Origin of the sequence: Streptomyces sp. Y2F8-2 (genome assembly GCF_014905555.1) — a bacterium.
GTDB classification, from domain to species: Bacteria; Actinomycetota; Actinomycetes; order Streptomycetales; family Streptomycetaceae; genus Streptomyces; species Streptomyces cynarae.
The window spans coordinates 319,911-346,151 of sequence record NZ_BNGS01000007.1 but is presented as its reverse complement, the minus strand read 5'-3'; the positions used below and the strand labels follow the sequence as shown (position 1 = coordinate 346,151).

27 protein-coding genes and 1 tRNA gene are annotated in these 26,241 nt (G+C 72.5%); 16 read left to right on the top strand and 12 right to left on the bottom strand.

Going from position 1 to position 26,241, the window contains the following annotated elements; translation table 11 throughout:
• Nucleotides 1-28 precede the first annotated feature (28 nt).
• Both SY2F82_RS24805 and SY2F82_RS24800 read left to right on the top strand, forming a co-directional pair.
• Nucleotides 29-778 (top strand): molybdopterin-dependent oxidoreductase, encoded by a 750-nt coding sequence (locus tag SY2F82_RS24805; RefSeq protein ID WP_200421375.1) that lies wholly within the window; start codon nt 29-31, stop codon nt 776-778.
• Complete coding sequence (locus SY2F82_RS24800) at nt 762-1,397, top strand: cytochrome b/b6 domain-containing protein (RefSeq protein WP_200421374.1); 636 nt, start codon at nt 762-764, stop codon at nt 1,395-1,397. The genes SY2F82_RS24805 and SY2F82_RS24800 overlap by 17 nt, the downstream gene beginning before the upstream one ends.
• A gap of 106 nt (nt 1,398-1,503) precedes the next feature.
• Here the strand turns inward: SY2F82_RS24800 and SY2F82_RS24795 are convergent, their stop codons facing one another.
• From SY2F82_RS24795 to SY2F82_RS24780, 4 genes are all read right to left on the bottom strand, one after another.
• On the bottom strand, nt 1,504-2,535 hold the full coding sequence (locus tag SY2F82_RS24795; RefSeq protein WP_200421504.1) for an L-idonate 5-dehydrogenase: 1,032 nt from the start codon (nt 2,533-2,535) through the stop codon (nt 1,504-1,506).
• A 23-nt stretch (nt 2,536-2,558) separates the two neighbouring features.
• Nucleotides 2,559-3,320, bottom strand: coding sequence for an SDR family oxidoreductase (locus SY2F82_RS24790; protein WP_200421373.1), 762 nt, complete (start codon nt 3,318-3,320; stop codon nt 2,559-2,561).
• A gap of 13 nt (nt 3,321-3,333) precedes the next feature.
• Nucleotides 3,334-4,731 (bottom strand): GntP family permease, encoded by a 1,398-nt coding sequence (locus SY2F82_RS24785; RefSeq protein ID WP_200421372.1) that lies wholly within the window; start codon nt 4,729-4,731, stop codon nt 3,334-3,336.
• A gap of 133 nt (nt 4,732-4,864) precedes the next feature.
• Nucleotides 4,865-5,404, bottom strand: coding sequence for a gluconokinase (locus tag SY2F82_RS24780; RefSeq protein ID WP_200421371.1), 540 nt, complete (start codon nt 5,402-5,404; stop codon nt 4,865-4,867).
• A 130-nt stretch (nt 5,405-5,534) separates the two neighbouring features.
• On the opposite strand from SY2F82_RS24780, the gene SY2F82_RS24775 reads away from it, so the two are divergent.
• Nucleotides 5,535-6,236, top strand: a complete 702-nt coding sequence (locus SY2F82_RS24775) for a FadR/GntR family transcriptional regulator (protein WP_200421370.1) — start codon at nt 5,535-5,537, stop codon at nt 6,234-6,236.
• Nucleotides 6,237-6,261: 25 nt separating this feature from the next.
• Here the strand turns inward: SY2F82_RS24775 and SY2F82_RS24770 are convergent, their stop codons facing one another.
• Entirely contained in the window at nt 6,262-6,678 is a 417-nt protein-coding gene (locus SY2F82_RS24770; RefSeq protein WP_200421369.1) for a YchJ family protein, read from the bottom strand.
• A 133-nt stretch (nt 6,679-6,811) separates the two neighbouring features.
• On the opposite strand from SY2F82_RS24770, the gene SY2F82_RS24765 reads away from it, so the two are divergent.
• The 3 genes from SY2F82_RS24765 to SY2F82_RS24755 all read left to right on the top strand — a co-directional run bounded on the left by SY2F82_RS24765 (nt 6,812) and on the right by SY2F82_RS24755 (nt 9,600).
• Entirely contained in the window at nt 6,812-7,123 is a 312-nt protein-coding gene (locus tag SY2F82_RS24765; RefSeq protein WP_200421368.1) for a dsRBD fold-containing protein, read from the top strand.
• A gap of 12 nt (nt 7,124-7,135) precedes the next feature.
• The gene (locus SY2F82_RS24760) at nt 7,136-8,422 is read left to right on the top strand and encodes a phosphoribosyltransferase family protein (RefSeq protein WP_200421367.1); all 1,287 of its coding nucleotides are present in this window, start codon (nt 7,136-7,138) and stop codon (nt 8,420-8,422) included.
• Between the two features lie 62 nt (nt 8,423-8,484).
• Nucleotides 8,485-9,600 carry a CapA family protein gene (locus SY2F82_RS24755; RefSeq protein WP_200421366.1) on the top strand — a complete coding sequence of 372 codons (1,116 nt, stop codon included), beginning with the start codon at nt 8,485-8,487 and terminating at the stop codon, nt 9,598-9,600.
• A gap of 1 nt (nt 9,601) precedes the next feature.
• On the opposite strand, the gene SY2F82_RS24750 is transcribed toward SY2F82_RS24755, so the two are convergent.
• From SY2F82_RS24750 to SY2F82_RS24740, 3 genes are all read right to left on the bottom strand, one after another.
• Nucleotides 9,602-10,078 carry a DUF5709 domain-containing protein gene (locus SY2F82_RS24750; RefSeq protein ID WP_236041770.1) on the bottom strand — a complete coding sequence of 159 codons (477 nt, stop codon included), beginning with the start codon at nt 10,076-10,078 and terminating at the stop codon, nt 9,602-9,604.
• An 88-nt stretch (nt 10,079-10,166) separates the two neighbouring features.
• Nucleotides 10,167-11,894 carry a DNA polymerase/3'-5' exonuclease PolX gene (polX, locus tag SY2F82_RS24745; RefSeq protein ID WP_200421365.1) on the bottom strand — a complete coding sequence of 576 codons (1,728 nt, stop codon included), beginning with the start codon at nt 11,892-11,894 and terminating at the stop codon, nt 10,167-10,169.
• Nucleotides 11,895-11,977: 83 nt separating this feature from the next.
• A tRNA-Leu gene (locus SY2F82_RS24740) sits at nt 11,978-12,062 on the bottom strand.
• Nucleotides 12,063-12,246: 184 nt separating this feature from the next.
• Here SY2F82_RS24740 and SY2F82_RS24735 point away from each other — a divergent pair.
• The 3 genes from SY2F82_RS24735 to SY2F82_RS24725 all read left to right on the top strand — a co-directional run bounded on the left by SY2F82_RS24735 (nt 12,247) and on the right by SY2F82_RS24725 (nt 14,914).
• Nucleotides 12,247-13,572, top strand: coding sequence for a M20/M25/M40 family metallo-hydrolase (locus SY2F82_RS24735; RefSeq protein ID WP_200421364.1), 1,326 nt, complete (start codon nt 12,247-12,249; stop codon nt 13,570-13,572).
• A 151-nt stretch (nt 13,573-13,723) separates the two neighbouring features.
• Entirely contained in the window at nt 13,724-13,957 is a 234-nt protein-coding gene (gene chpH / locus SY2F82_RS24730) for a chaplin ChpH (protein ID WP_103839114.1), read from the top strand.
• Nucleotides 13,958-14,125: 168 nt separating this feature from the next.
• Complete coding sequence (locus SY2F82_RS24725; protein ID WP_200421363.1) at nt 14,126-14,914, top strand: chaplin; 789 nt, start codon at nt 14,126-14,128, stop codon at nt 14,912-14,914.
• Between the two features lie 89 nt (nt 14,915-15,003).
• Here SY2F82_RS24725 and SY2F82_RS24720 read toward each other — a convergent pair whose 3' ends face one another.
• On the bottom strand, nt 15,004-15,192 hold the full coding sequence (locus tag SY2F82_RS24720) for a DUF5703 family protein (RefSeq protein WP_200421362.1): 189 nt from the start codon (nt 15,190-15,192) through the stop codon (nt 15,004-15,006).
• Nucleotides 15,193-15,239: 47 nt separating this feature from the next.
• Between SY2F82_RS24720 and SY2F82_RS24715 the strand changes: the two genes are divergently transcribed.
• Nucleotides 15,240-15,932: a hypothetical protein gene (locus SY2F82_RS24715; RefSeq protein ID WP_200421361.1), complete on the top strand. Its 693-nt coding sequence runs from the start codon at nt 15,240-15,242 to the stop codon at nt 15,930-15,932.
• 101 nt (nt 15,933-16,033) lie between these two features.
• Here the strand turns inward: SY2F82_RS24715 and SY2F82_RS24710 are convergent, their stop codons facing one another.
• Together SY2F82_RS24710 and SY2F82_RS24705 are read right to left on the bottom strand one after the other, a co-directional pair.
• Entirely contained in the window at nt 16,034-18,271 is a 2,238-nt protein-coding gene (locus tag SY2F82_RS24710) for a helix-hairpin-helix domain-containing protein (protein WP_374707204.1), read from the bottom strand.
• A complete protein-coding gene (locus SY2F82_RS24705; RefSeq protein WP_200421360.1) occupies nt 18,268-19,251 on the bottom strand; it encodes an aldo/keto reductase in 984 nt (327 codons plus the stop codon). The genes SY2F82_RS24710 and SY2F82_RS24705 overlap by 4 nt, the downstream gene beginning before the upstream one ends.
• Before the next feature lie 147 nt (nt 19,252-19,398).
• Here SY2F82_RS24705 and SY2F82_RS24700 point away from each other — a divergent pair, with 147 nt between their 5' ends.
• Both SY2F82_RS24700 and SY2F82_RS24695 read left to right on the top strand, forming a co-directional pair.
• Complete coding sequence (locus SY2F82_RS24700) at nt 19,399-20,454, top strand: LLM class F420-dependent oxidoreductase (protein ID WP_200421359.1); 1,056 nt, start codon at nt 19,399-19,401, stop codon at nt 20,452-20,454.
• A gap of 230 nt (nt 20,455-20,684) precedes the next feature.
• A complete protein-coding gene (locus SY2F82_RS24695) occupies nt 20,685-21,470 on the top strand; it encodes a ferritin-like domain-containing protein (protein WP_200421358.1) in 786 nt (261 codons plus the stop codon).
• On the opposite strand, the gene corA is transcribed toward SY2F82_RS24695, so the two are convergent.
• The gene (gene corA / locus SY2F82_RS24690) at nt 21,448-22,455 is read right to left on the bottom strand and encodes a magnesium/cobalt transporter CorA (protein WP_200421357.1); all 1,008 of its coding nucleotides are present in this window, start codon (nt 22,453-22,455) and stop codon (nt 21,448-21,450) included. The genes SY2F82_RS24695 and corA overlap by 23 nt on opposite strands.
• A 71-nt stretch (nt 22,456-22,526) precedes the next feature.
• Between corA and SY2F82_RS24685 the strand changes: the two genes are divergently transcribed.
• The 4 genes from SY2F82_RS24685 to mshC all read left to right on the top strand — a co-directional run bounded on the left by SY2F82_RS24685 (nt 22,527) and on the right by mshC (nt 26,237).
• Nucleotides 22,527-23,213: a histidine phosphatase family protein gene (locus SY2F82_RS24685; protein ID WP_200421356.1), complete on the top strand. Its 687-nt coding sequence runs from the start codon at nt 22,527-22,529 to the stop codon at nt 23,211-23,213.
• A gap of 121 nt (nt 23,214-23,334) precedes the next feature.
• A complete protein-coding gene (locus tag SY2F82_RS24680) occupies nt 23,335-23,925 on the top strand; it encodes a DUF3090 domain-containing protein (RefSeq protein ID WP_200421355.1) in 591 nt (196 codons plus the stop codon).
• Nucleotides 23,889-24,707, top strand: coding sequence for an SCO1664 family protein (locus SY2F82_RS24675; RefSeq protein WP_200421354.1), 819 nt, complete (start codon nt 23,889-23,891; stop codon nt 24,705-24,707). The genes SY2F82_RS24680 and SY2F82_RS24675 overlap by 37 nt, the downstream gene beginning before the upstream one ends.
• 300 nt (nt 24,708-25,007) lie before the next feature.
• Nucleotides 25,008-26,237, top strand: a complete 1,230-nt coding sequence (mshC, locus tag SY2F82_RS24670; RefSeq protein ID WP_200421353.1) for a cysteine--1-D-myo-inosityl 2-amino-2-deoxy-alpha-D-glucopyranoside ligase — start codon at nt 25,008-25,010, stop codon at nt 26,235-26,237.
• The last annotated feature ends 4 nt before the right edge of the window (nt 26,238-26,241 follow it).

The following is a 26,241-nucleotide window of genomic DNA, read 5'->3' as shown; positions in this document are numbered from 1 at the left end:
AGGGGGTGCCGGGTGCTCGAATCGTTGTGTGAACCCTGAACGACCGCAAGAGCCGGACGCACCGGAGCCCCCGGCGACCGGTACCCCGATCGGCCGCCGGGTGCTGCTGGGCACCCTGGGACTCGGCGCGCTCGGCGTGATCGCGGCGCCCACCCTCCAGCGCGGCCTGGAGTCCTTGCTCGGCGGTGTCGCCGGCAAGGACCCGACGGGACTGACCGGACTGCTGCCCAACGGCGGCGGCTTCCGCTACTACTCGGTGACCGCGTCCGTCCCGCACCTGGGCGAGACGAGCTACCGGCTCACCGTGAACGGCCTGGTCGACCGCCCGAAGACGTACACCCTGGCCGACCTGCGGGCCCTGCCCCAGACCCGGCTCGTGCACGACGTCCAGTGCGTCACGGGCTGGCGGGTGCCGAAGACGCCGTTCGAAGGGGTACGGTTGTCCGCTCTGCTGGACGCCGCGGGCGTGCAGTCCTCCGCCGGCGCCGTCCGCTTCACCTGCTTCGACGGGGCGTACACCGAGAGCCTCACCCTCGACCAGGCCCGCCGCGACGACGTCCTGGTCGCCCTGAAGATGCAGGACAAGCCGGTGACCCACGACCACGGCGGCCCGGTCAGGCTCTACGTCGCCCCCATGTACTTCTACAAGTCCGCGAAATGGCTCTCCGGCATCACCGTCACCCGGGACGTGCGCCCCGGGTACTGGGAGGAGCGCGGATACGACGTCGACGCCTGGGTCGGCCGGTCGAACGGACGCGACGATGCCCCCACGAGTTGACGCCACCCAGCCCCCCGTCTCCGCCCCGGCCCGGGTACGCCGCTTCACCCCCGCGGAGCGCTGGGTCCACCGCACGACGGCCGCCCTGATGGGCGTGTGCGTGGTGACGGCGGCCTGCCTCTACATCCCCGCGTTCGCGGAACTGGTGGGACGCCGCGAACTGGTGGTCAGGGTCCATGAGGTGGCGGGCGTGCTGCTGCCGGTCCCGGTCCTGCTCGGCCTCGCCTCCCGGGCCTTCCGCGCGGACCTCGGCCACCTCAACCGCTGGGGGCCGCACGACCGGGTCTGGCTGCGCGCGGCCCTGCGGCGCGACCACCGCCGCGCCTCCCGCCCGGCGGGGAAGTTCAACGCGGGGCAGAAGACGTACGCGGCGTGGATCGCGGGCGCCACACTGGTGATGCTCGGCACGGGACTGCTGATGTGGTTCACCCACCTCACGCCGCTGATGTGGCGCACCTCGGCGACGTTCGTCCACGACTGGCTCGCCCTGACGATCGGCGTGGTCCTGGCCGGCCACATCGGTATGGCCCTCGGCGACCCGGAGTCCCGCCGGGGCCTGCGCACGGGCCTGGTCGGCCGCGACTGGGCGGAACGGGAACACCCGCTGTGGCGCCCGTAGGAAGACCGGCGGGGGAACGGGCGCGGATCACGGCGGCGATCGACGATCCGACCGCCGCCGGCGCCCTCCTGGCTCGCTGGTGGGCCGCCCCGTTCAGCCACCCCGATCAGCCACTCCGGCCGAAGTCCAGCAGCACCTTGCACGACCGGCTCCGGTCCGCCGCCAGGGCGAACGCCGACTCCGCCTGCCGTACCGGGACCACCTCGCTGATCAAGGCGTCGAACGCCGGGTCGGAGGCGAGCAGGCCGAGCGCGTCGTCGAACTCCGTGTCGAAGCGGAACGCGCCGCGCAGGTCGATCTCCCGGCTCACCAGCAGATTGCCCGGGAAGGGGCTCTGACCCGGGGGCAGCATGCCGAGCTGGACCACGACACCGCCCCGGCGGACCAGCCGCAGACAGGTGTCCAGCCCGGCGGCGACCCCCGACGCCTCGACCGCCACGTCCGCCTCGGCGGGCCACCCCGCATCGTCCGGGTCGTCCGCCCGTACGAGGGTGTCGGCGCCCGCCGCCGCGGCGAACTCCAGCGCCCGAGGCAGCAGGTCCGTGACGGTGACCCGCGCCGCGCCAGCCGCCTTCGCGGCCGCCACCACCAGGCAGCCGATCGGGCCCGCACCGGTCACCAGGACGTGCCGGCCGGCCACCTCACCGGCCCGCCGCACCGCGTGCAGCGCCACCGACAACGGCTCGGCGAGCGCGGCCCGGCGCAGTTCCAGACCGGCCGGCAGCGGCCTCAGCTGCTCGGCCGGGACGGCCGTCCGCGCCGCGAAGCCACCCTGCACATGCGGGAAACGGGCCGCGCTGCCCAGGTAGCGGGTGTCCCGGCACACGTTGCGCCGCCCGCCCGCGCACTCCGGGCAGACCCCGCACGGAGTGGCCGGGTGCACCGCGACCGCCGTCCCGACCGAGGGGCCTGACGCGCCGTCGCCGTACGCGACCACCGTCCCCACGACCTCGTGCCCCAGCACCATCGGCTCCCTGAGCCGGAAGTCCCCGACCCCGCCGTGCCGCCAGTAGTGCAGATCCGAGCCGCACACCCCGCCGTAGCGGACGGCGACCAGTGCCTGCCCCGGGCCCGGCTCCGGGACCGGCAGTTCGTCGACCCGCAGGTCGCCCCGGCCGTGGACGACGCAACCCGGCATCGTGGACATCTCGATGGCCCCCTTCACAGCACGCTGGTCATTCCGCCGTCGACGTACAGCACCTGTCCGCTGACGAAGTCCGCCGCGGGGGAGGCGAGGAACAGCACCCCGCCCACCAGGTCCTCCGTACGCCCCCAGCGCCCGGCCGGAGTGCGCCTGCGCACCCAGGCGCTGAACTCCTCGTCCTCCACGAGCGGCCGGGTCAGCTCCGTCTCGATGTAGCCGGGGCCGAGCCCGTTGACCTGCACGCCGTGCGGACCCCAGTCCGCGCACATGCCCTTGGTGAGCATCTTCAGCGCGCCCTTGGTCGCCGCGTACGGTGCGATTCCGGGGCGGACCACCTCGCTCTGCAGCGAGCAGATGTTGATGATCTTCCCGTGGCCGCGCTCGGTCATGTGCCGGGCCGCCTCGCGGCCGACCAGGAACGCGCTGGTCAGGTTGGTGTTCAGGATCCGGTGCCAGTCGGCGTCGGTGAACTCCAGCAGGGGCGCGCGCAGTTGCATGCCGGCGTTGTTGACCAGGATGTCGAGCGGGCCCACCCGCTCCTCGACATCAGCGATCCCGGCGGCGACGGAGGCGCCGTCGGTCACGTCGAACACGGCCGTGTGCACGTCGCCCGGCAGTTCCGCCGCCGCCTTCGTGAGCCGGTCGGCGTCGCGCCCGTTGAGGACCACCGTGCAGCCGGCCTCCGCCAGCCCGCGGGCGAGCGCGAGCCCGATGCCCCGGCTGGAGCCGGTCACCAGTGCCGTACGGCCGCCGATGTCGAAGAGGGGGTGAGCCGTCATCGCCGTACCACTCCTAGATCACGAGGGAGAGCAGCAGGACCAGTCCGCCGGCGACCACGGAGATGATGCACTCCATGACCGACCAGGTCTTCAGGTTCTGGCCGACGCTGAGCCCGAAGTACTCCTTCACCAGCCAGAACCCGGCGTCGTTGACATGGCTCAGGAAGAGCGAGCCGGCGCCGATGGCCAGCACCAGCAGGGCCGTGTGCGTGGTCGACATGTCGGCCGCGAGCGGCGCGACCAGACCGGCGGCCGAGACGGTCGCCACGGTCGCGGAACCGGTCGCGAGCCGGATCGCCACCGCGATCAGCCAGGCCAGCAGCAGCGCGGGGATCGACCAGTCCTTCGATATGTCGAGGACCATCTGGCCCACGCCGCAGTCGATCAGCGTCTGCTTGAAACCGCCGCCCGCGCCCACGATCAGCAGGATGCCCGCGATGGGTGCGAGGCCCTTCTCGACGAGCTGGGAGATGCGCTCCTTGCTGAAGCCGGCCGGGCGGCCCAGCGTGAAGATGCCCACGATCACGGCCGCGAGCAGTGCGATCAGCGGCGAGCCGATCACGTCGAAGACGCGCTGCACCATCTTGGCCGGGTCGTCGACGACGATGTCCACCAGCGCCTTCGCCAGCATCAGCACGACCGGCAGCAGCACGGTGGCCAGCGCGGGGCCGAACCCGGGGCGCCGCTGAAGCTCTTCGGAGGCGCGAGGAGGAATCATGCGGTCGGGGACCGGGGCGTCCACCCAGCGGGCCGCGACCTTCGAGAACAGCGGGCCCGCGATGATCACCGTCGGGACGGCGACCAGGACGCCGAGCGCCAGCGTCACACCGAGGTTCGCCTTGACCGCGTCGATCGCGACCAGCGGACCGGGGTGCGGCGGGACCAGACCGTGCATCACGGACAGGCCCGCGAGCGCCGGGATGCCGATCCGCATCAGCGAGTAGTTGCCGCGCTTGGCGACCATCAGCACGACCGGGATCAGCAGCACGATGCCGACCTCGAAGAACAGCGGCAGCCCGATCACGGAGGCGATCAGCACCATCGCCCAGGGCATCGCACGGCCCCGCGCCTTGGCGAGGATCGTGTCGACGATCTGGTCCGCGCCGCCGGAGTCGGCGAGCAGCTTGCCGAGGACCGCGCCGAGCGCGATCAGGACGCCCACACCGGCCACGGTCGAGCCGAGCCCGGTGGTGAAACTGGTGATCGCCTTGTCGAGCGGCGCCCCGGCGAACGCGCCCAGCGCGAGCGAGCCGATGGTCAGGGCCAGGAAGGCGTGGAGCTTGAACTTGGTGATGAGCAGCACGATGACGGCGATGCCCGCCACCGCCGCGATGCCCAGTTGAGCGTGGCCCGCCGATGTGATCGGCTCGACGGGGGCCGCTGCCAGCATCTCGACGCTGAGTCTGGTCACGGGTGTTCCCTAGGAGTGAGGAGAGGAACTCTCGGTTTCGGGTGGGGAAGGCCCTCCGCGGCCGTCGCCCCTGGGGAGAGGGCGTGCCGAGGCCGCGCGGCCCCTGGGGGAGGGCTCGCGCCGAGGGCGGGGGTTACTGCGAGGGCCGGGCGGAGAACCGCTCGAGGTCGCGCAGGGCGTTCACGGCGCGGGCGGTGATCTCCTCGGGGCTGCCCGAGACGTCCACCGCGACCCCCCGCTCGTCAGGCTCCAGCGGCTGGAGCGTGGCGAACTGGGAGTCCAGCAACGCCGTGGGCATGAAGTGCCCCTGGCGGTGTGCCATCCGTTCCTCGATGAGGTCCCGGTCGCCCGTCAGATGCACGAAGACGACGCCGGGAGCCGCGGCCCGCAGCCGGTCGCGGTACGCCCGCTTCAGCGCCGAGCTGCTGACCACCCCGCCGAGCCCCGCCCGCTCGTGCGCCCAGGCGCCGATGGCGTCCAGCCAGGGCCACCGGTCCGCGTCGTCGAGCGGGATCCCGGCCGACATCTTGGCGATGTTGGCCGGGGGGTGGAAGTCGTCGCCCTCGGCGTACGGGACGCCGAGCCGGGCCGCAAGCAGGGGACCGATGGTGGTCTTGCCGGTGCCTGCCACGCCCATGACCACGACGACGTGGGGGGTACGCGGATGCTGCATCGTGCTCTCGCTGTCTTCGTCGACATCTGGTGTCGACGTCACTGAAACCGATTAGGTACGACGAATTCAAGACCCTGTGACATATAAGTCTGACTTTTTCTTGTCGTGACCTTCCTCGTACGCTGAGCGCATGAGCACACCGGGCCGGGGGCTGCACGGCCATGTACTGGACACCCTCGGCCCCGCGATCACCGCGGGCGAGTACCCGCCGGGCAGTGTCCTGCGCACCGACGAACTCGCCCAGCACTTCGAGGTGTCCCGGTCCGTGATGCGCGAGGCGGTGCGCGTCCTGGAATCCATGCACCTGGTGGAATCGCGCCGCCGGGTGGGCGTGACGGTCCTGCCCTCCTCCGAGTGGAACGTCTACGACCCCCAGGTCATCCGGTGGCGGCTGGCCGGCGCCGACCGCCCCCGGCAGCTGCGCTCACTGACCGTGCTGCGCTCGGCGATCGAACCGGTCGCCGCGGGCCTCGCCGCGCGCCACGCCACCGCCGAGCAGTGCGCCGAACTCACCGAGTGCGCCCTTGGGATGGTGGCCAACTCACGCGGCCACAAACTGGAGGCCTACCTGGTCCACGACGTGGCCTTCCACCGGGTCGTCCTCCGGGCGTCGGGCAACGAGATGTTCGCGCGCCTCGGGGACGTGGTCGCTGAGGTCCTCTCGGGCCGCACCCACCACGACGTCATGTTCGAGGACCCCGACCCGGCCGCGGTCACCCTGCACGTCCAGGTCGCGGAGGCGGTACGGGAGGGCGACGCGGCCCGCGCCGAGCAGCTCACCCGCGAGATCACCGTGGGCGCGCTGCACGAACTGGACATCCTGGCGCCGTGACGGCGCAGGGAACCGCCAGGAGCCGTCAGTCCCGGTCGAGGAACTCCCCGTCGACGTACACCCACGCCCCGTCGACCCGCTCGAACCGGCTGCGCTCGTACAGCGAGCCACCCCGGTAGGAGGCGCGGAAAGTCACGGTCCCCGTGGAGTGGAACGCGGAACCCTCCGTCGTCCCCAGGATCTCCAGCCCCGTCCACCGCATCCGCGGGTCGAGGTCGAGCCGTGCCGGGCGGGTGCGCGGATGCCAGGTGCGCAGCAGATACCCCGCGTCCCGCAGAACGAAGGCGCTGTACCGGGACCGCATGAGCGTCTCGGCGGTCGGCGCGGCCGCGGTCCCCATGGGGGTCCCCCCGGCCGAGCGCGTTCGAGGCTGGGGGAGGAAGCGGCCGCAGCAGTTCTCGTAGGCCTCGGGCAGCCCGCACGGGCAGGAACGCGTGGTCATGACCGCCATTCTGCCCGGCCCGGCGACGCGCCCCGCCAGGACTGTGCGGCACGCGCCCATCGGAGTCACAGTGGAAGGGGGCCGCACCCCCTTCAGTCCTCTTGCCTCGCACCCGCGTGAGGAGGGACGGACGATGACCCGAGCCGCCGACAGCCGGCCTGCGTCCGCCAAGGAGTGGACGCTGCACCTGTACCTGTCCGAACACGACCCGGCGACCACGGCCCGGGCCGTCCTGGACACCGGCGAGAACGTGCTCGAGAGCCACGCCGAGGCCCACCGCAGCCCGTACGACACGGCCGTGCCCGAGATCGGCGACGAACTCGCCGCCGGACGGGCCCTGATCGCCCTGGGCCGTCGGCTGGTCCGCGCCGCCGTCGGTGACATCACGGCGGCAGGGGCGTCCGAGGAGCCCCCGCCCGCACCGCTCTGGTCCCCCCGGGAGTGAGGAGGCTGCATCGTGGTCTTCACCGATCGTCTCGAAGCCGGACGGCAGTTGGGCGCCCGCCTCAGGCACCTCAGGGGCCGGGACCTCGTGGTGCTGGGACTGCCCAGGGGAGGGGTGCCGGTCGCCGCCGAGGTCGCCGAAGCGCTCGGGGCACCGCTGGACGTGTGCCTGGTCCGCAAGCTGGGCGTGCCCTTCCAGCCGGAGCTGGGGATGGGGGCGATCGGCGAGGACGGCGTGCGCGTGATCAACGACGCGGTGGTGCGGGAGGCCCGCGTCACCCCGGAGGAACTGGCCCAGGTCGAGGAGCGCGAGCGCGAGGTGCTGGAGCTCCGGGCCCGGCGCTACCGGGGCGGGCGCTCACCGGTCCCCGTCGAGGGGCGGACCGTGGTGGTCGTCGACGACGGGGTGGCCACCGGGTCCACCGCGCGTGCCGCCTGCCGGATCGCCCGGGCCAGGGGAGCGGCACGGATCGTGCTGGCGGTGCCCGTCGCGCCGCACGACTGGACCGAGCGGCTCGCCGACGAGGCGGACGAACTGGTCTGCCTCGACACACCGCGGGTCTTCTTCGCGGTCGGCCAGTTCTATGCCGACTTCGCCCAGGTCGACGACGCCGAGGTGGCCGCCTGCCTGCACCGGGCGGCGGGGCACACGGGGACCGTGGACCGCGAGGTGGAGGCGGCCGCCGGCGCCGTACGCCTCGGCGGACGGCTGACCGTGCCCGAGGACCCGACCGGGATCGTCGTCTTCGCCCACGGCAGCGGCAGCAGCCGGCACAGCCCGCGCAACCGCTTCGTGGCCGAGGGCCTCAACCGGGCCGGGCTCGGCACGCTGCTGTTCGACCTGCTCACCGAGGAGGAGGAGCGGGACCGGGCCAACGTCTTCGACACCGAGCTGCTGGCCCGGCGGCTCGCCGACACCACCGGCTGGCTGCGCACCCGGCCGGAGGCGCAGGGCCTCGCCGTCGGCTACTTCGGCGCCAGCACCGGCGCCGCCGCCGCGCTGTGGGCGGCCGCCGAACCGGGGGCGCACATCGCCGCGGTCGTCTCCCGCGGCGGCAGGCCGGACCTCGCCGGACCGCGCCTGCCCGAGGTGACGGCACCCACGCTGCTCGTCGTCGGCGGCGCCGACCCCGTCGTCCTCGACCTCAACCGGCAGGCCCAGGCCCGGCTGCGCTGCGAGAACCACCTCGCGGTCGTCCCCGGCGCCACCCACCTCTTCGAGGAACCCGGCGCCCTGGAGGCGGTCACCGACCTGGCCCGCGACTGGTTCACCGACCACATGGCCCCCGCGCACGTATGACCGGGACCCCCGTGGAACCGCGACCCTTCGCGCGGCGCCCGATACCGCCTTAGCGTGGGAGAGTGCACACGGGCGCGGTGACCCTGTTCCTGTGCGGGGACGTCATGCTCGGCCGGGGCGTCGACCAGATCCTCCCGCACCCCGGCGACCCGGCGCTGCGGGAGACCTACATCCACGACGCCCGGGCCTACGTCGGCCTGGCCGAGGCCGCCAACGGGCCCATTCCCCAGCCGGTCGACTACTCCTGGCCCTGGGGAGAGGCGCTGGCGGTCCTGGAGGACGCCGCGCCCGACGTGCGGGTGGTCAATCTGGAGACCGCCGTCACCGGCGACGGGCAGTTCGCGCCCGGCAAGGGCGTCCACTACCGGATGAGCCCCGCCAACCTGCCCTGCCTGACCGCGCTGCGCCCGGACGTCTGCGCCCTCGCCAACAACCACGTCCTCGACTTCGGCCGGCGCGGCCTCGAGGAGACCCTCGACTCCCTGGCGGCGGCGGGGCTGCGCACGGCCGGGGCGGGCCGGGACGCGACCGCGGCCGGACGGCCCGCGATCGTCCCCCTCGACGGAGGCGGACGCGTGCTGGTGTTCTCCTTCGGCATGCCCTCCAGCGGGATCCCGGAGGACTGGGCCGCCACCGAGGACCGGTCCGGCGTCGACTTCGTCACGGGCCCGACCGTCGCCGTGGCCGCCGCGTTCGCCGCCCGGCTGCGGCAGCTCAAACACCCCGGAGACATCGTCGTCGCCTCGGTCCACTGGGGCCCCAACTGGGGCTACGACGTCTCCCGCGCCGAGATCCGCTTCGCCCACGCGCTCGTCGACGCGGGCGTGGACATCGTCCACGGGCACTCCTCGCACCACCCGCGCCCGCTGGAGACCTACCGGGGCAGGCTCGTCCTGTACGGCTGCGGGGACCTCGTCGACGACTACGAGGGCATCGGCGGCTACGAGCGCTACCGCGACGACCTGCGCCTGCTGTACCTGGTGACGGTCGACCCGGACACCGGCCGGACGACCGGCGCCCGCATCGTCACCCTCCAGGCGCGCAGAATGCGGCTGGAGCACGCCTCGGACGAGGACACCGCCTGGCTGCGCACCGCCCTCGACGGATTCAGCCGGGAGTTCGGCACCCGCGTCGACCGTGAACCCGACGGCACGCTCACGCTGCGCGTCCAGCGCTGACCTACGGCCCGGTCTCGTCCTCGCCGTCATCCGGCACGACGTGCACGGCGGCCTCCTCGGCCGTGCGGGCGCCGCTGTCGAAGCCGACGTCGTTCGCGACGGCCTCCGCGTCGGTGTCCTCGTGCGCGCCCTCGTCCGGCGCGACCAGCCGCCCGGCGTCCGGGCCGCCGACCTCGTCGTCCCTCGGCTCACCCTCACCGCCGGGCAGGTCCCCGATCCCGTCGCCCACCGTGGCCGTGTCCTCGGGCACCTCCCGGGCCAGCCGCTCGTCCAGCGACTCCCCGTCGCGCTGCTCTGCCGCGGTGGTGCCCACGTCGTTCACCGCGAGAGGCTTCTCCGGCGGCGAGTAGCCCTCCTCCATGGGCTCCACGACCCGGTTCTCCAGGCTGTCCGGGGACTCCAGCGGGCTCATGTCCTCCACGACGTCCTCGTCCTGCTGGGGCTGGTAGACCTCGTCACCCATGCTGTTCTCAGTCACCGGGGCACCCCCTCACATATCGCGTCCCACAAGTTGCGGCGACCACCCCTCGGGTCTCCGGTCCCCCGGACGGCAAACGCGCGCCACCTCACCCCGACCCGTCCTTCGCCAGGAACCGGCGCAGCCGCCGCAGCGGCCAGGTGTTGATCACGTCGTCCGCCGTGAGCCAGCCGCGCTGCGCGGTACCGACGCCGTAGCGCAGATGGGCCAGGTGGAGCACGGAGTGCGCGTCGGTGTTCACGGCGAACCTCACGCCGTGCTGCCGGGCCCGCAGGATGTCCTCGTCGCACAGGTCGAGCCGGTCCGGCTGGGCGTTGATCTCCAGCGCGGTGCCGGTGCGCGCGCAGGCCGCGAAGACCTCGTCCCAGTCGGCGTCCACCCCCGGCCGCTTGCCGATCAGGCGCGTGGTCGGATGGCCGATGATGTTGACGTGCGGGTTCTCACAGGCCCGCACCAGCCGCCGCGTCATCGCCCTGCGGTCCAGGTCGAAGTGGGAGTGCAGCGAGGCCACGCACAGGTCGAAGCCGGCCAGGAACGCGCCCGGCCAGTCCACGTCCCCCTCGGCACTGATGTTGAGCTCGGTGCCGTGCAGCAGCCGCATCCCGTGGTGCGCGCCGTCCAGCGCTCGCAGCTCCTCCCGCTGGGCGAGGATCTTCTCGTCCGTCATGCGCTGCATGTACAGGTTCGGCGCGTGGTCGGTGACCGCGTAGTACGCGTAACCGCGCTCGGCCGCCGCCTCCACCATCGCCTCCAGGGAGGCCAGCCCGTCGGTGAGGTCCGTGTGCGTGTGCAGATCGCCGCGCACATCCCGCTCCGTGACCACTTCCGGCAGCTCCCCGCGCACGGCCGCCTGGATCTCCCCCCGGTCCTCCCGAAGCGTCGGCGGAATCCACGGCAGGCCCAGCCGGGCGTACACCTCCTCCTCGCTGCGGGAGGCGACCGACTCCCCGCTGCCCGTGTCGAACAGGCCGTACTCGGACAGCTTCAGACCCTGGCGTACGGCGATGGTGCGGGTGCGGATGTTGTGCGCCTTGGAGCCGGTGAAGTACTGGAGCCCCGCGCCCCACGAGTCGGGCGGCAGCACCCGCAGGTCCACCTGCACGCCCTTGGAGGTGCGGATCGACGTCTTCTTCTCACCGTGCGCGATCACCTCGGCGGTCGAGGGCAGCGCCTCCAGGGCCTCCATGAAGGGGGCCGACCGCTTCGCGGCGACCAGGATGTCGATGTCGCCGATCGTCTCCCTCATCCGCCGCAGCGATCCCGCGTACGTGCAGCGCTTGCAGCCGGTGACCTGGGACAGCTCGGCGACGATCTCCTCGGCGGTGTCCAGCGCCAGATGGATCGGGATACGGCCGCCCGCCTGCTGCATCAGCCGGATCCCGTGCAGGATGTTCTCCTGCGTCTTCTCGCCGAACCCCTTCAGGTCGGCCAGCGCGTCCGCCTCGATCGCGGCCGCCAACTCGCTCACCGAGGAGATGTGCAGGTCCTCGTAGAGCCGCATCGCCTTCTTCGGACCCAGCGTGGGGATCGTGATCAGCTCCCGCACCCCGGCCGGGATCTTCGCCCTGCGCTCCTCGACCACCGCGACCGTGCCGGTGCGCAGATACTCGATGACCTTCTCGGCGATCGACCTGCCCACGTTCGGGATGTCCCGCAGCCCGTCGGCGTCCAGATGGGAGATGTCGGCCGGGTGGCCGCCGATGGCACGCGCGGCCTTCTCGTAGGCGCGCGCCTTGAAGGCGTCGCCTCCCGTGATCGCGACGAGGTCCGCGTACTCCTGCAGGAGCGCCTCGACCTCTTCGTTGGCCCGGGCCACACCTCGAGTCTAGGAACCGCCCGAGAGGTGGGCCACACGCGAAAGGGTGCCGACCCCAACCGGTCGGCACCCTTCGCCTCAAGTGTCCGAGGGGGGACTTGAACCCCCACGCCCGATAAAGGGCACTAGCACCTCAAGCTAGCGCGTCTGCCATTCCGCCACCCGGACAAGGTGTCTGTCGTGCGGGCTTCCCCCGCGGCGACGAAGGAAACATTACCAGGCTTTCGGCGGCGTTCGATCACCCCCGTTCCCGCGTGAACGGCATGTGACGGGCCGTACACCGCCTTGGGGCGCGGCGGGGGTCGGGGGGAGGATGAGGAGGACCACCAGCAGGGAACCGGGAGGAAGCAGCGTGACCGACACCGGCACGGCCAGGAGCGTCACCGGCGAGGACGAGGTCGTCGACCTCTGCCGTGAGCTGATCCAGATCGACACCAGCAACTACGGCGACCACTCGGGTCCCGGCGAGCGCAGGGCTGCCGAGTACGTCGCAGAGAAGCTCGCCGAGGTGGGGCTCGAACCGAAGATCTTCGAGTCGCACCCGGGCCGTGCCTCCACGGTGGCCCGTATCGAGGGCGAGGACCCCTCACGGCCCGCGCTGCTCATCCACGGCCACACCGACGTCGTGCCCGCCAACGCGGACGACTGGACGCACCACCCGTTCTCCGGCGAGATCGCCGACGGATGCGTGTGGGGGCGCGGCGCGGTCGACATGAAGGACATGGACGCCATGACCCTGGCGGTCGTCCGCGACCGGCTGCGCAGCGGGCGCAGGCCGCCGCGCGACATCGTCCTCGCCTTCCTCGCCGACGAGGAGGCGGGCGGCACCTACGGCGCCCGGTACCTGGTCGACAACCACCGCGACCTCTTCGAGGGCGTCACCGAGGCCATCAGCGAAGTGGGCGGTTTCTCGTTCACGGTGAACGAGCAGCGCCGGCTCTACCTGATCCAGACGGCCGAGAAGGGCATGCACTGGATGAAGCTCACCGTGGCCGGCACCGCGGGCCACGGGTCGATGATCCACCGGGACAACGCGATCACCGAGCTGTCCGAAGCCGTGGCACGCCTCGGCCGGCACAAGTTCCCGGTGCGGGTCACCAAGACGACGCGGGCCTTCCTCGACGAACTCGGCGACGCGCTCGGCACCGAACTCGACCCGGAGAACATGGAGGGCACCCTCGCCAAGCTCGGCGGCATCGCCAAGCTGATCGGCGCGACCCTGAGCAACACCGCCAACCCCACCCAGCTGAACGCCGGTTACAAGGTGAACGTCATTCCCGGCGAGGCCACCGCGCACGTCGACGGGCGCTTCCTGCCCGGCTTCGAGGAGGAGTTCCTCGCCGACGTGGACCGGATCCTCGGGCCGAACGTGCGGCGTGAGGACGTGCACGCCGACAAGGCCGTGGAGACGGGCTTCGACGGCGCGCTGGTCGAGGCGATGCAGTCGGCGCTGCTGGCGGAGGACCCGGCCGCGAAGGCGATCCCGTACATGCTCTCCGGCGGCACGGACGCCAAGTCCTTCGACGACCTCGGCATCCGGGGCTTCGGCTTCGCGCCGCTGAAGCTGCCGCCGGAGCTGGACTTCGCGGGCATGTTCCACGGGGTCGACGAGCGGGTGCCGGTGGACGCGCTGCAGTTCGGCGTGCGGGTGCTGGACCGGTTCATCGACGCGTCCTGAGCCGGCGCCGGTCCAGTGCGCTATTCGCCAGCGTGTACGGGAACACGCCGGGACGAGTGAATGCGACCATACGCTCGTAGCTCCATTACTCCCTCCTCGTTACACGTGATGCGGTCCGAGGCTTGGATCGCTTTGCCAACAAGGAGGAATAATGATCAAGAAGGTCGTCGCTGCTGCGGCTGCCACCGGTGGTCTGGTTCTCGCGGGTGCGGGTCTGGCTGTCGCCGACTCCGGCGCCCAGGGTGCCGCCACGCACTCCCCGGGTGTCGTGTCGGGCAATGTGATCCAGGTTCCGGTGCACGTCCCGGTGAACGTCTGCGGCAACACGATCTCGGTGATCGGGCTGCTGAACCCCGCCTTCGGCAACACCTGCATCAACCACTGACGTGGTGCCTCACCCCATGAGGGGCCCGAACCCCGTGAGGGTGTGAGTCCGTCGGCCCCGGAGTGCGTGCCATGCGCTCCGGGGCCGACCGGTTCCTCCGCGTCCGCGCCCACCGCGCGGGACGCGTTCCGAAGGTCCACGACCAGCTCGAAGACAGGGAAATCAGCAATGCGACAGGTCACCCGCAAGGGCCTGATGACCATGGCGGCGGCGACCGGAGTCCTCGCCGTCACCGGCGGCTACGCGCACGCCGACGCCGGAGCGAACGGCTCCGCCAGCAACTCGCCCGGCGTGCTGTCGGGCAACCTGGTGCAGGTGCCCGTGCACGTGCCGGTGAACGTCTGCGGCAACACCGTGAACGTCATCGGGCTGCTCAACCCGGCGGCCGGCAACACGTGCGCGAACACCGGCAGCCAGTCCGGCGGCGGGGGCGGCGCCCACGCCGGCGGGCACACCGGCGACTCGCCCGGCGTCGGCTCGGGCAACACCGTGCAGGTGCCGGTCGACGTGCCGGTGAACGTGTGCGGCAACTCCGTCAACGTGGGCGGGATCGGCAACCCGGCGGGCGGCAACGACTGCGCCAACCCGGGCGGCGGCCACTCCACCACGCCGCCCGGCGGCGGTGGCGGGACGACGCCTCCTGGTGGCGGTGGCGGGACGACGCCTCCCGGTGGCGGTGGCGGGACCACGCCTCCCGGCGGCGGGGGCAGTACCACGCCTCCCGGCGGCGGCACCACCACGCCTCCCGGCACGCCCCGTCACCCCGGCACTCCGCAGCAGCCGGGCGGCGGCACCCACGTCAACCACCCCGGCGGTCAGTCCGTCACCCAGCCGGCGGCCACCGCACAGCTCGCCCACACCGGTAGCGACCTGCCGCTCGGCCTCCTGGCGCCGGTCGGCGCGGGAGCCCTGCTCGGCGGCGCGCTGCTCTACCGCAGGGCGCGGGCGCACGCGTAGCGGCACCGGCGCCGCCTGCTTCCCCCGTGGCCGACTGAACGGATCGGGCCCCGTCCGTGCGGGGCCCGATCCGTTTCAGCCACCTTTGCTCACCACGTGGCGCGCACCTGGCGGATGATCCGCCGGCGCAACCGCACCCTGCGGCTCCCGTCGCGCAGCAGGCTCAGGCGGTCCAACTCCCAGTGTCCGTACTCGGCATGCTCCGTCAGCAGGCGTGTGGCGTCCTTGCGGGAGACCCCGCGCGGTACGTACACGTCGACAAATTCGTATTCCGGCATCGCATCTATTGTGCGGGCTGGGGCCCGGTACGGATAGCGTCTGCACTATGTCTGATGCTGCGCAGCCCACCGCTGCCGAGGTACGTGCCGCCGCCGAGGCGGTCAAGACCGCACTCGACCGCCACCTTGCCGCGGTCGAGCGCAGGACGGGTGAGGACGACCCGGCCGTCTACGAGGCGTTCAACGAGCTGGCCGCGGCGGCCGAGGAGTACGACGAGCTGCTCTACGACCGCTACGACGAGGTCACCCCCTTCGAGATCCCCGGTGCGGAGGAGCCTCTTCCGCCGTACACGGGCCCCGAGGAACCGAGCGCGCTGAGCGTCCTGATCCGCCGGGACTACGCGGTGGCGGAGCCCCAGCGGCTGCTGGCACAGGCGGAGCGCGTGGAGGCCGCGGACGAGGAGACCGCGCCGGCGTCGTCGGCCGGCACCGTCCACGGCGCGCTGGGCGTGCTCTTCGGGGAGTTCGAACCGGACGAGATCGCCTCCCGGCACAAGGAGTTCGGCCTCGAGGAGGGCGACTCCACGCTGTGGGTGGTGGCCGCCGAGGAACCGGCCGAGCCGGGGGAGTGGCTGGAGGCGCCCTTCGAGCAGGTCGATCCCCAGCGGGTGATCTGCCGTTTCGACGTCAGCTCCGTCTTCGACGAGGAGGCGGACGACGAGGAGCTGCGGGGCGAGGTGCTGGAGGACGACGAGCTCGAGCTGGACGACGACGAGGACCTGGAACCGCTGGATCGTTGATCGTCAGCAGGGGCTTCCCCGGCGGTGCCGTGTGACCTGGGGCTGCACGGCACCGCCGGGACCCCCCGAGGTGAGAGCCCCGCCGTAGTGAGGTGCCTCTCTCAGTCCGACGTCGGGACCTGGGGCCTCAGCAGCGCGAGCAGGCGGGTCGTACGCGGCTTGGCCTGGATCTCCGCCACGGCCCGCGGCAGGGCCTGGTCCGCGCCGTGCACCACCGACAGATGGCGCACCGCGCGGCCGAAGGCCGTGTAGACCCACGGCCGGGTGAGGCTCTGGGCGGCGTCGCCCGGCAGGACCACGACCACCGCCGGCCACCGCTGCCCCACCGCCTGGTGCGCGGTCAGCGCCCAGCCGTGCCGCAGGGTCTGCTCCACCCGCTCCTTCGGCACCACCACGGAGACGCCCGCGCACTCCAGGTGCAGCCCCTCGGCGTCGCCCTTCACGACACGGCCCGGCAGCGTACGCCCCGGCGCGGGGGAGTAGGCGATCCGGTCGCCCGGGTCGAAGCCGCCGAAGCGACCCGGGCCCGGGTTCAGCCGTTCCTTCAGTGCCGCGTTCAGCGCGCGGGTGCCCGCAGCGCCGCCGTGGCCCGGGGTGATCACCTGCGTCTCCTCCGCCGGAACCCCGATCGCCCGCGGCACCGAGTCCGCGACCAGTTGCACGGTCCGGTGCACGGCCTCCCCGGCGTCCCGCACCGGCACGATCACGACCTCCTTGCCGGGCGCGTCGACCTGCGGCAGCTCACCGATGCCGACGGCGGAGACCAGTTCGCCGAGCGGGCCCGGGTCGGGGGTCCGCGAGGCGATCTGCGGGCATACGCGGGCCGCGAGCAGGTCCCCGAACACGCGTCCGGGGCCGACCGACCAGAGCACACCCGGGTCGCCGCTCAGCACCAGCCGGGCCCCGTCGGGCAGCGACTCGACGAGCAGGGCCGCTGTCTCGACATCCAGCTGGGGCGCGTCCAGCACGACGAGCAGATCGAGGTCCAGCGCGCCGTCGGCGTCCCGCCCGGGACCCTCGCCACCGGACAGGAGGCCCGCGACGGTGGCGAGCGGCGGCTGCGTTCGCCCGTCGTCCGGCAGGTCGAGGCGGGCCAGCAGCGCGCCGAACTGGTCGCGGCCGGCCGGGCTGTGCGTGGCGGCCCAGGCGCGCAGCCCGAGCCGGCGTGCCGCACGCAGCAGAGTCGCCGGCTCGATGCGGGACGCCTCCGACCCGGTGTGCAGTACCAGGCCGTGCCCCGCGACCGCACCGATCAATTCTGCCGCGGAACCCGCCGCCGACCGGGCCGCCCGCTGCCAGTCCTCCGCCGCGCCGTCCTCCTTCGGCACGGAGCCGACCAGCCGGGCCAGTCCGTCGGCGAGGCTCTCCTCCGCGAGCGCGTACCGCTCCAGGCCGATCAGGACGCGCACCGGGCGCTCCTGTTCCTCGTCGTCGCCCGGTGGGGCCGACTCCAGGGCGTCCTGGAAGACCAGGGCCTCGCCCTCGGCGATGGTGTCGCGCACGGCCGCCTCGGGGTCCGGCACCTGGCGCCGGCCGAGCGCCGCCTCCAGGGCCGGGACCTCCAGGGCGGTGTGCCCGGCCAGGGCCGCCTGCTCCAGCAGCCAGACCGTCATCGCACGGGCCCGGCGCTCGTCGTCCGGGCGGCAATCCGCGCCGAGCAGGGCGCGGGCGAAGGTGTCGGCCTGCTCGGGGCGCAGTCCGAAGACGCGCAGCAGCTGCCAGGGGTCGGAGCGCAGCTGCGCCTCCGCACCCTCGCCGAGCACCTCGGCGACCTGGAGGGCGAGTGTGTCCGGGGCGCCGCCCTCGGCCAGGACGGCCCGCACCGCCGCCACCGTCTCGGCGGCGGGAGGCGCCGCGGCGGCCGCCACGGGCTGGGGGCGCCGCACCGGCTCGGGGGCGGTGGGGCGGCGCGGTGCGGGCGTGGGCTTGCTGAAGGCGCTCGCCACCGGCTTCTCACCGCTCTCCACGGCCCGCACGGCGGCGAGCAGGTCGGCGGCCTTCCCGCTGAGCTTCCCACCGGCCTCGACGGGTCCCTGCTTCGCGGCCTTCCGCCGCTCGATCCGCTCCCGCTCGACCCGCTGAGCGGCCAGCTCGGCCTCGGCCTCGGACATCTCGGGCGCGGCACCCTCGCCCTCGGCGGCGTCCTGCGAGGGATCAGGGGAGCCGTCCGCCGGGTCCGGGCCGCCGTCCGCCGGCGCCTCGTCCCCGGAGCCCTCGGCGAGCCCCTCTGCGGGCATCGGGTCCGCGGCCCTGTCGCTCCCCGCACCGCCGCCCCCGGCGGTCCCGGCCCCGTCCTCCGCCCGAGGGGCCGTCTCCGTCGTCTCCGGGTCCGTGGTCACAGCGTGCTCCAGTCGTGATCGGGATAGCGGTGCACCGGGGCCGACACATCGTCCAGCGCCCGGCAGATCTCGTCCGGAAGACTAAGCGCCTCCACTGACAACGCCGCCGTGAGCTGCTGCGCGTTGCGCGCGCCGACGATCGGCGCGACCACACCCGGCCGGTCCCGCACCCACGCCAGCGCCACCTGCAACGGCGTCGCGGCGAGCCCGTCGGCGGCCGTCTGCACCGCGTCGACGATGCTGCTCGCGGTGTCGTCGAGGTAGGGCGCGACGAACGGCCCCATGTGCTCCGACGCCCCGCGCGAGTCGGCCGGTGTCGAGTGCCGGTACTTGCCGGTCAGCACACCCCGGCCCAGCGGAGACGACGGCAGCAACCCGACCCCCAGGTCCAGCGCCGCGGGCAGCACCTCCCGTTCCACTCCCCGCTGCAGCAGCGAGTACTCCATCTGCGTACTGGCGATCCGGGTCCTCACGCCCGGCGCCGCGAGCTGCCACGTCGCCGCCTTCGCCAGCTGCCAGCCGCAGAAGTTGGACACCCCCGCATACCGCGCCCGGCCGCTGCCGACCGCCAGGTCGAGCGCCTGCAGGGTCTCCTCCAGCGGGGTGTACGGGTCGAAGGCGTGGACGTGCCAGACATCGACGTAGTCCGTGCCCAGGCGGGCGAGCGAGGCGTCCAGAGCGGAGAGGAGATGACCGCGCGAGCAGTCGAAGCGACGGTCCGGGTCGGGGACGCTGCCCGCCTTCGTCGAGATCACCAGGTCCCGGCGGGGCACGAGGCCGTCCATGAGCCGCCCGAGCAGATACTCGGCCTCCCCGTCCCCGTACACGTCCGCCGTGTCGACGAGGGTCCCGCCCGCCTCCCAGAACACCTTCAACTGGTCCGCGGCGTCGTGCTCGTCCGTGTCGCGGCCCCACGTCAGGGTGCCGAGCCCGATCCGCGACACACGAAGGCCGGTACGGCCGAGATGCCTCTGCTCCATGAACGCCGAGATTACGGCCTGAACTCGGCTCATGGGGGGCCTGTGGACAACGCGTTCCCCCCGTCGGTGCGGGGATTTCCGGGGGGCCCGCCCCCACGCTAAGGTCGGGCACCAAGGGACGTTACTGATCGGTAAGGGGAATGGGCCATGCAGCTCGGGATCAACCTCGGCTACTGGGGCGCCGGAATGGACGCGGACAACCTCGCCGTGGCCCAGGAGGCCGACCGGCTCGGATACGCGGTGTGCTGGGCCGCCGAGGCGTACGGCTCCGACGCGGCCACCGTGCTGTCCTGGGTCGCCGCCAAGACCGAGCGCATCGACGTCGGCTCCGCCATCTTCCAGATCCCGGCGCGCCAGCCCGCGATGACCGCGATGACCGCCGCCACCCTCGACTCCCTGTCCGGCGGCCGCTTCCGTCTCGGCCTCGGCGTGTCGGGGCCGCAGGTCTCCGAGGGCTGGTACGGCGTCAAGTTCGACAAGCCGCTCGCCCGCACGCGCGAGTACGTGGAGATCGTACGGAAGGCGATGACCCGTGAGCGGCTGACGTACGAGGGCGAGCACTGGACGCTGCCGCTGCCCGGCGGACCCGGCAAGCCGATCAAGCTGACCGTGCACCCGCAGCGCGAGCACATCCCGCTCTACATCGCCGCCATCGGCCCGAAGAACCTGGAGCAGACCGGCGAGATCGCCGACGGCGCCCTGCTGATCTTCCCCTCCGCCGACCATCTCGAGGACACCGCGATCAAGTACCTGAGGGCCGGCCGGGAGAAGGCCGGCAAGACCCTCGACGGCTTCGACGTCTGCCCCACGGTCCCGCTCGCCGTCGGCGACGACAAGGACGTGACCGCGCTCGCCGACACCTTCCGCCCCTACACGGCCCTGTACGTCGGCGGCATGGGCAGCCCCAAGCAGAACTTCTACAACCAGCTCGCCCAGCGCATGGGCTACGAGAAGGCCGCCGCCGAGGTCCAGGAGAAGTACCTGTCCGGCGACAAGCAGGGCGCGGCGGCCGCGATCCCGCACGAGCTGATCGACCGGACCACCCTCCTCGGCTCCGTCGACCGGATCGCCGACCGCATGAAGGCCTACGCCGCGGCCGGCGTCACCACGCTCAGCCTGGCACCGGCGGGCTTCACCCTCGAGGAGAGGATCGCAGGGCTCCGGGCCGGGACGGAGGCCCTGGAGCGGGCCGGGCTCGCGTAGCGGGCAGCAGGCGAAGAGGTCTCTGCGGCCGTGGTGGGGGCTCGGGGGGTCTTCCCCGCCACGGCCGTCACCGGGAACAACGCTCGGCCGCCCGCGCGGTTACGGCCCGACCCAGCCCGCCTCCTCCTCCTTTCGGCCGAGTAGCTCCCGCGCAGCTGTTGCAGCACCTCCAGGGCCCCATTTGACTCGTTGTGACTCGATCGTCGCGGGTCCTGCAGAGAGGTGCGCCCATGCTGTCGGCCAAGAGCCTGTTCCAAGAGATCCTCGACAACGACGAGTCGTTCCGGCTGTTCTGCTCCATCGCGGCCGGCGGGGAGGCGCAGGGCGGCTGGGAGAACGGGCGCATCGCCCAGCTGGTGCCGGAGAGCGAACGCGCGCTCGCCCCCAAGATCTCCCGCCACGGCGCGGACGAGGAAAAGCACGGACGCATCTTCCACGCCCTGCTCAAGAAGCGCCGCCTGCAACCCGTACCGGTGCCCCCGGAGACCGACTACACGATGCTCCTGGAGCGCCGGGGCATCGGTCTCGCGCACGCGAGGCTCAAGGCGGACCAGCCGCTCACCGTGCGCGACGTCATCGTCTACCTGGCGCACAGCCGGGTCACCGAACAGCGCGCAGCCGAGCAGATGCTGATGCTGCGCAAGCACTTCGGGGACCACCCGGACATCGGCCGGGCCGTCCAAATGATCGCCGACGACGAGGACAACCACCTTGCGTACACCCACGAGGAACTGCTGCGCCTCGCCGCCGCCGGACACGGCCGGTTCATCCGGCGCACCCTGCGCGCGTACGCACTGGCCGAGATCCGCGGCCACCGGGACGTCAGCCTCGCGGTCATGGCCCACATGGCACGCATCCTCGGCTGGTCCGGAGCGAGGCCGGCGCTGCTCGCGACCGTGATCCGCCTCGTCTACGTCTACGAGCGGCTCGTCGGCCACCGGCGCATGGTGACCCTGCGGACGCCCGAGCGCCGCGACGCGCTCGGCGGTCCGGCTACAACCAGCCCCGCCGCTTGAACAGCCGGTACAGCAGCACCTCGAGCACTGCCATGATCACGATCACGGCAGGGTAGGACCACACCCAGTGGAGCTCCGGCATGTGGTCGAAGTTCATGCCGTAGATCCCCGCGATCATCGTCGGCACGGCGGCCATCGCCGCCCACGCCGAGATCTTCCGCATGTCGTCGTTCTGCCGCACGCTCATCTGCGCCAGATGCGCCGACAGGATGTCCGACACCAGCCGGTCCAGGCCCTCCACCGACTCGTTCACCCGGGTCAGATGGTCGTTGACGTCCCGGAAGAAGGGCCGCGACTTCTCCTGCACGAACGGCACCGCCGCACCGTACGCGCCCTGCCCCGCCAGCCGGGCCGTCGGCGGTCCCAGCGGCACCGTCGCCCGCCGGAACTCCAGGACCTGCCGTTTGAAGGCGTAGATCCGGGACGCCGTGTGCCGCGAGCCTCCGACGGACGGCGAGAAGACCTCCGCCTCCAGCTCCTCCAGATCGGTGCCCAGCTCGGTCGCCACCTCCAGGTAGTGGTCGACGATCGAGTCCGTGATCGAGTACAGCACCCCGGTGGGCCCGTGCCGCAGCATCTCAGGCTGCTGCTCCAGATGACGGCGGACCTGCCCGAGCGGCATGTCCACACCGTGGCGAACGGTCACCACGAACGAGTCGCCGAGGAACACCATCAGCTCGCCGGTGGAGACGGTGTCGCTGTCCGGCTCGTACGACACCGGCTTGAGCACCATGAACAGCGAGTCCTCGTACACCTCCAGCTTGGGCCGCTGGTGCGCCTTCAGGGCGTCCTCCACGGCCAGCGGATGCAGCCCGAACTCCTTGGTGACCAGCTCGAACTCGTCCTCCGTCGGCTCGTACAGGCCGACCCACAAGAACGTGTCCGACGAGGCGCGCGCCTGGTCCAGCGCGGTGGAGAGGTCATCCGGCCCCTCGTTGCCCTCGTTGCGGCGCCCGTCGCGGTAGACGGCGCAGTCGACGATCACGGAGCCCACTCTCCTCTCACTGGTACCCGGGCACCGACGGGCGTTTGACGACAAGACCTAGGCTGGTCGTCATGCCCACGTTGCTCCTCGTCCGGCACGGACGTTCCACCGCCAACACCGCGGGGCTCCTCGCCGGCTGGACGCCCGGCGTAGCTCTCGACGAACGCGGCGCCGCGCAGGCCGCGGCCCTGCCCGGGCGGCTCGCCGAGCTGCCGATCGCCGAAGTCGTCACCAGCCCCCTGCAGCGCTGCCAGGAGACCGTCCAGCCGCTCCTCGACGCCCGTCCCGAACTGCGCGCCCACACCGACGACCGGATCGGCGAGTGCCACTACGGCGACTGGTCCGGCCGCAAGCTCGCCGAGCTGAAGGACGAGCCGCTGATGGAGGTCGTCCAGGCGCACCCGTCGGCGGCCGCGTTCCCCGGCGGCGAGTCGATGCGGGCGATGGCGACCCGCGCCGCGGAGGCCGTACGGGAGTGGAACGCGCGCGTGGAGCGCGACCACGGCGCCGACGCCGTCTACCTCATGTGCTCGCACGGCGACGTCATCAAGTCTCTCGTCGCGGACGCACTCGGACTTCATCTCGACCTCTTCCAGCGGATCTCCGTGGAACCGTGTTCCATCACTGCGATCCGTTACACCCGGCTGCGGCCATTTCTCGTTCGTCTCGGCGACACCGGCGATTTCTCCTCCCTCGTGCCGCGTCCGGAAGCCTCGGATCCGGACGCCACGGTCGGGGGCGGTGCGGGCGCACCGTGATCGTCGAGCGCAGTAGGGTGAAGCGGTCGAACGAGCGCAGTAGTTGTTCAGCGTAGTTGTCAGCAACCCCACAGGACCGGCGCGGTCCGCCGGTCCCGACCCGATCCAATGGAGACAGGACGTGTCCCGTCAGGTGTTCCTCTACGACCCCCCGGACCGCTTCGTGGCCGGTACGGTCGGGCTGCCCGGGCGCCGTACCTTCTTCCTGCAGGCCTCGGCCGGACCTCGGGTGACCAGCGTAGCCCTGGAGAAGACCCAGGTCGCGGCGCTCGCCGAGCGCATGGACGAACTGCTCGACGAGGTCGTGCGGCGCAGCGGCGGCAGCGCCGCCGTCCCGGCCGTGGCCCCCGCGGAGATCGCCGACACGGCGCCCCTGGAGACCCCCATCGAGGAGGAGTTCCGGGTCGGCACCATGGCGCTCGCCTGGGACGCCGAGGAACAGCGCATGATCGTCGAGGCCCAGGCCCTCGTCGAGCTGGACGCCGATTCCGAGGAGGACCTCGCCGAGGCCGAGGAGCGGCTGCTGCAGGACGAGGAGAACGGTCCGCCGATGCTCCGGGTCCGGCTCACCGGCGCGCAGGCCAGAGCCTTCGCCAAGCGCGCACTCGACGTCGTCAACGCCGGGCGGCCGCCGTGCCCGCTGTGCAGCCTCCCGCTCGACCCGGAAGGACACGTATGTCCGCGCCAGAACGGATACCGCCGCGGAGCGTGACCACGGCCGAACTGCTCGCCGAGGGCGAGCTGACCGTGCGCGGCCGCATCCGCGACGCGTCCAACGCGGCGCTGTACTGCACGGTCTCCTACAACGGACGGGAAGCCACCTGCGTCTACAAGCCCGTCGCAGGGGAGCGGCCCCTGTGGGACTTCCCGGACGGGACGCTCGCCCAGCGCGAGGTCGCCGCGTACGAGGTGTCGGAGGCGACCGGCTGGGGGCTCGTGCCGCCCACCGTGCTGCGCGACGGCCCGTACGGCGAGGGCATGTGCCAGCTGTGGGTGGAGGTCGTGCCCGACGGCGAGCTCCTCGCCCTGGTGGACGGCGAGGAGCCCGAGCCGGGCTGGAAGGCGATCGGTCTCGCGGAGGTCGGCGACGGCGAGACGGCGCTGCTCGTGCACGCCGACGACGAGCGGCTGCGGCGGCTCGCCGTCCTGGACGCGGTCATCAACAACGCGGACCGCAAGGGAGGCCATCTGCTGCCGGCGGCCGAGGGGCGGTTGTACGGGATCGACCACGGGGTCACGTTCAACGTCGAGAACAAGCTGCGGACGCTGCTGTGGGGATGGGCGGGGGAGCCGCTGACGGGGGAGGCGGTGGAGGTGCTGAAGGGGCTGAAGGACGGCCTCTCCGAAGGGGCCGCCCTTGCCACCCGCCTGGCGGCACTGATCACTCCTGCGGAGGTCCGGGCGACGCGGGCGCGGGTGGAGGCGCTGCTGGAGTCGGGCCGGCACCCGGAGCCGAGCGGGGAGTGGCCGGCGATTCCCTGGCCGCCTGTCTAGTGGCCGCCGGTGCAGAAGCCGCCGTGGGCTGGGGCCGGGCGGGGGCAGGTCGCGCAACCCGGCGCTGACGGGGTGCCTCCCCGAGCTCTTCGAGCAAGGGGTGCCCCCGGTGCCCACCCGTGCCGCCCCGGGGGTCCCCCGGCCGGTCAAGGCTCTTGGGGGAGGCACGAGCGCCCGCAGCCGCGCAGGGCCGGGCATGCACACCGGCCGGGCTCCCGCAAGAGCGTCTTCCCGGTCATTCGCCGCCCCTCCGCCCGATCCGGTTCGTGGACAGAACTTCCCGCCGGTTACGCTCATGACATGCATGCCTGGCCCGCTTCCGAGGTCCCCGCCCTGCCTGGTCAGGGCCGCGACCTGAGGATCCACGACACCGCGACCGGCGGCCTCGTCACCCTCGACCCCGGTCCCGTCGCCCGTATCTACGTCTGCGGGATCACCCCGTACGACGCGACCCACATGGGTCACGCGGCGACCTACAACGCGTTCGACCTCGTTCAGCGCGTGTGGCTCGACACCAAGCGCCAGGTCCACTACGTCCAGAACGTCACCGACGTCGACGACCCCCTCCTCGAGCGCGCCCAGCGCGACAGCGTCGACTGGGTGGCTCTCGCCGAGCGGGAGACCACCCTGTTCCGCGAGGACATGACCGCCCTCCGGATGCTGCCCCCGCGGCACTACATAGGCGCCGTGGAGGCGATACCCGGCATCGTCCCGCTGGTCGAGCGCCTTCGGGACCTCGGAGCCGCGTACGAACTGGAAGGGGACGTCTACTTCTCCGTCGAGTCCGACCCCGACTTCGGCAAGGTCTCCCGCCTGGACGCCGCCGCGATGCGCCTGCTCTCCGCGGAGCGCGGCGGCGACCCCGACCGGCCCGGGAAGAAGAACCCGCTCGACCCGATGCTGTGGATGGCCGCCCGCGACGGCGAGCCCAGCTGGGACGGCGGCTCGCTCGGCCGCGGCCGCCCCGGCTGGCACATCGAGTGCGTGGCCATCGCCCTGGACCACCTGGGCATGGGCTTCGACGTCCAGGGCGGCGGCTCCGACCTCGCCTTCCCGCACCACGAGATGGGCGCCTCGCACGCCCAGGTGCTGACCGGCGAGTTCCCCATGGCCAAGGCGTACGTCCACGCCGGCATGGTCGCCCTGGACGGCGAGAAGATGTCCAAGTCCAAGGGCAACCTCGTCTTCGTCTCCCGGCTCCGCCGCGACGGCGTCGACCCGGCCGCCATCCGGCTCGCACTGCACGCCCACCACTACCGGTCCGACTGGGAGTGGACCGACCAGGTCCTCCAGGACGCCGTGGCACGGCTCGGCCGCTGGCGCGCCGCCGTCTCCCGGCCCGACGGCCCGTCCGCCGACGCGCTCGTCGAGGAGATCCGCGACGCCCTCGCGAACGACCTCGACGCACCCTCCGCGCTCGCCGCGGTCGACCGCTGGGTCACGCTCCAGCAGGAGAGCGGCGGCACGGACACCGGGGCGCCCGGTGTCGTGTCGCGGGCCGTGGACGCGCTGCTCGGCGTGGCTCTCTGAGCCC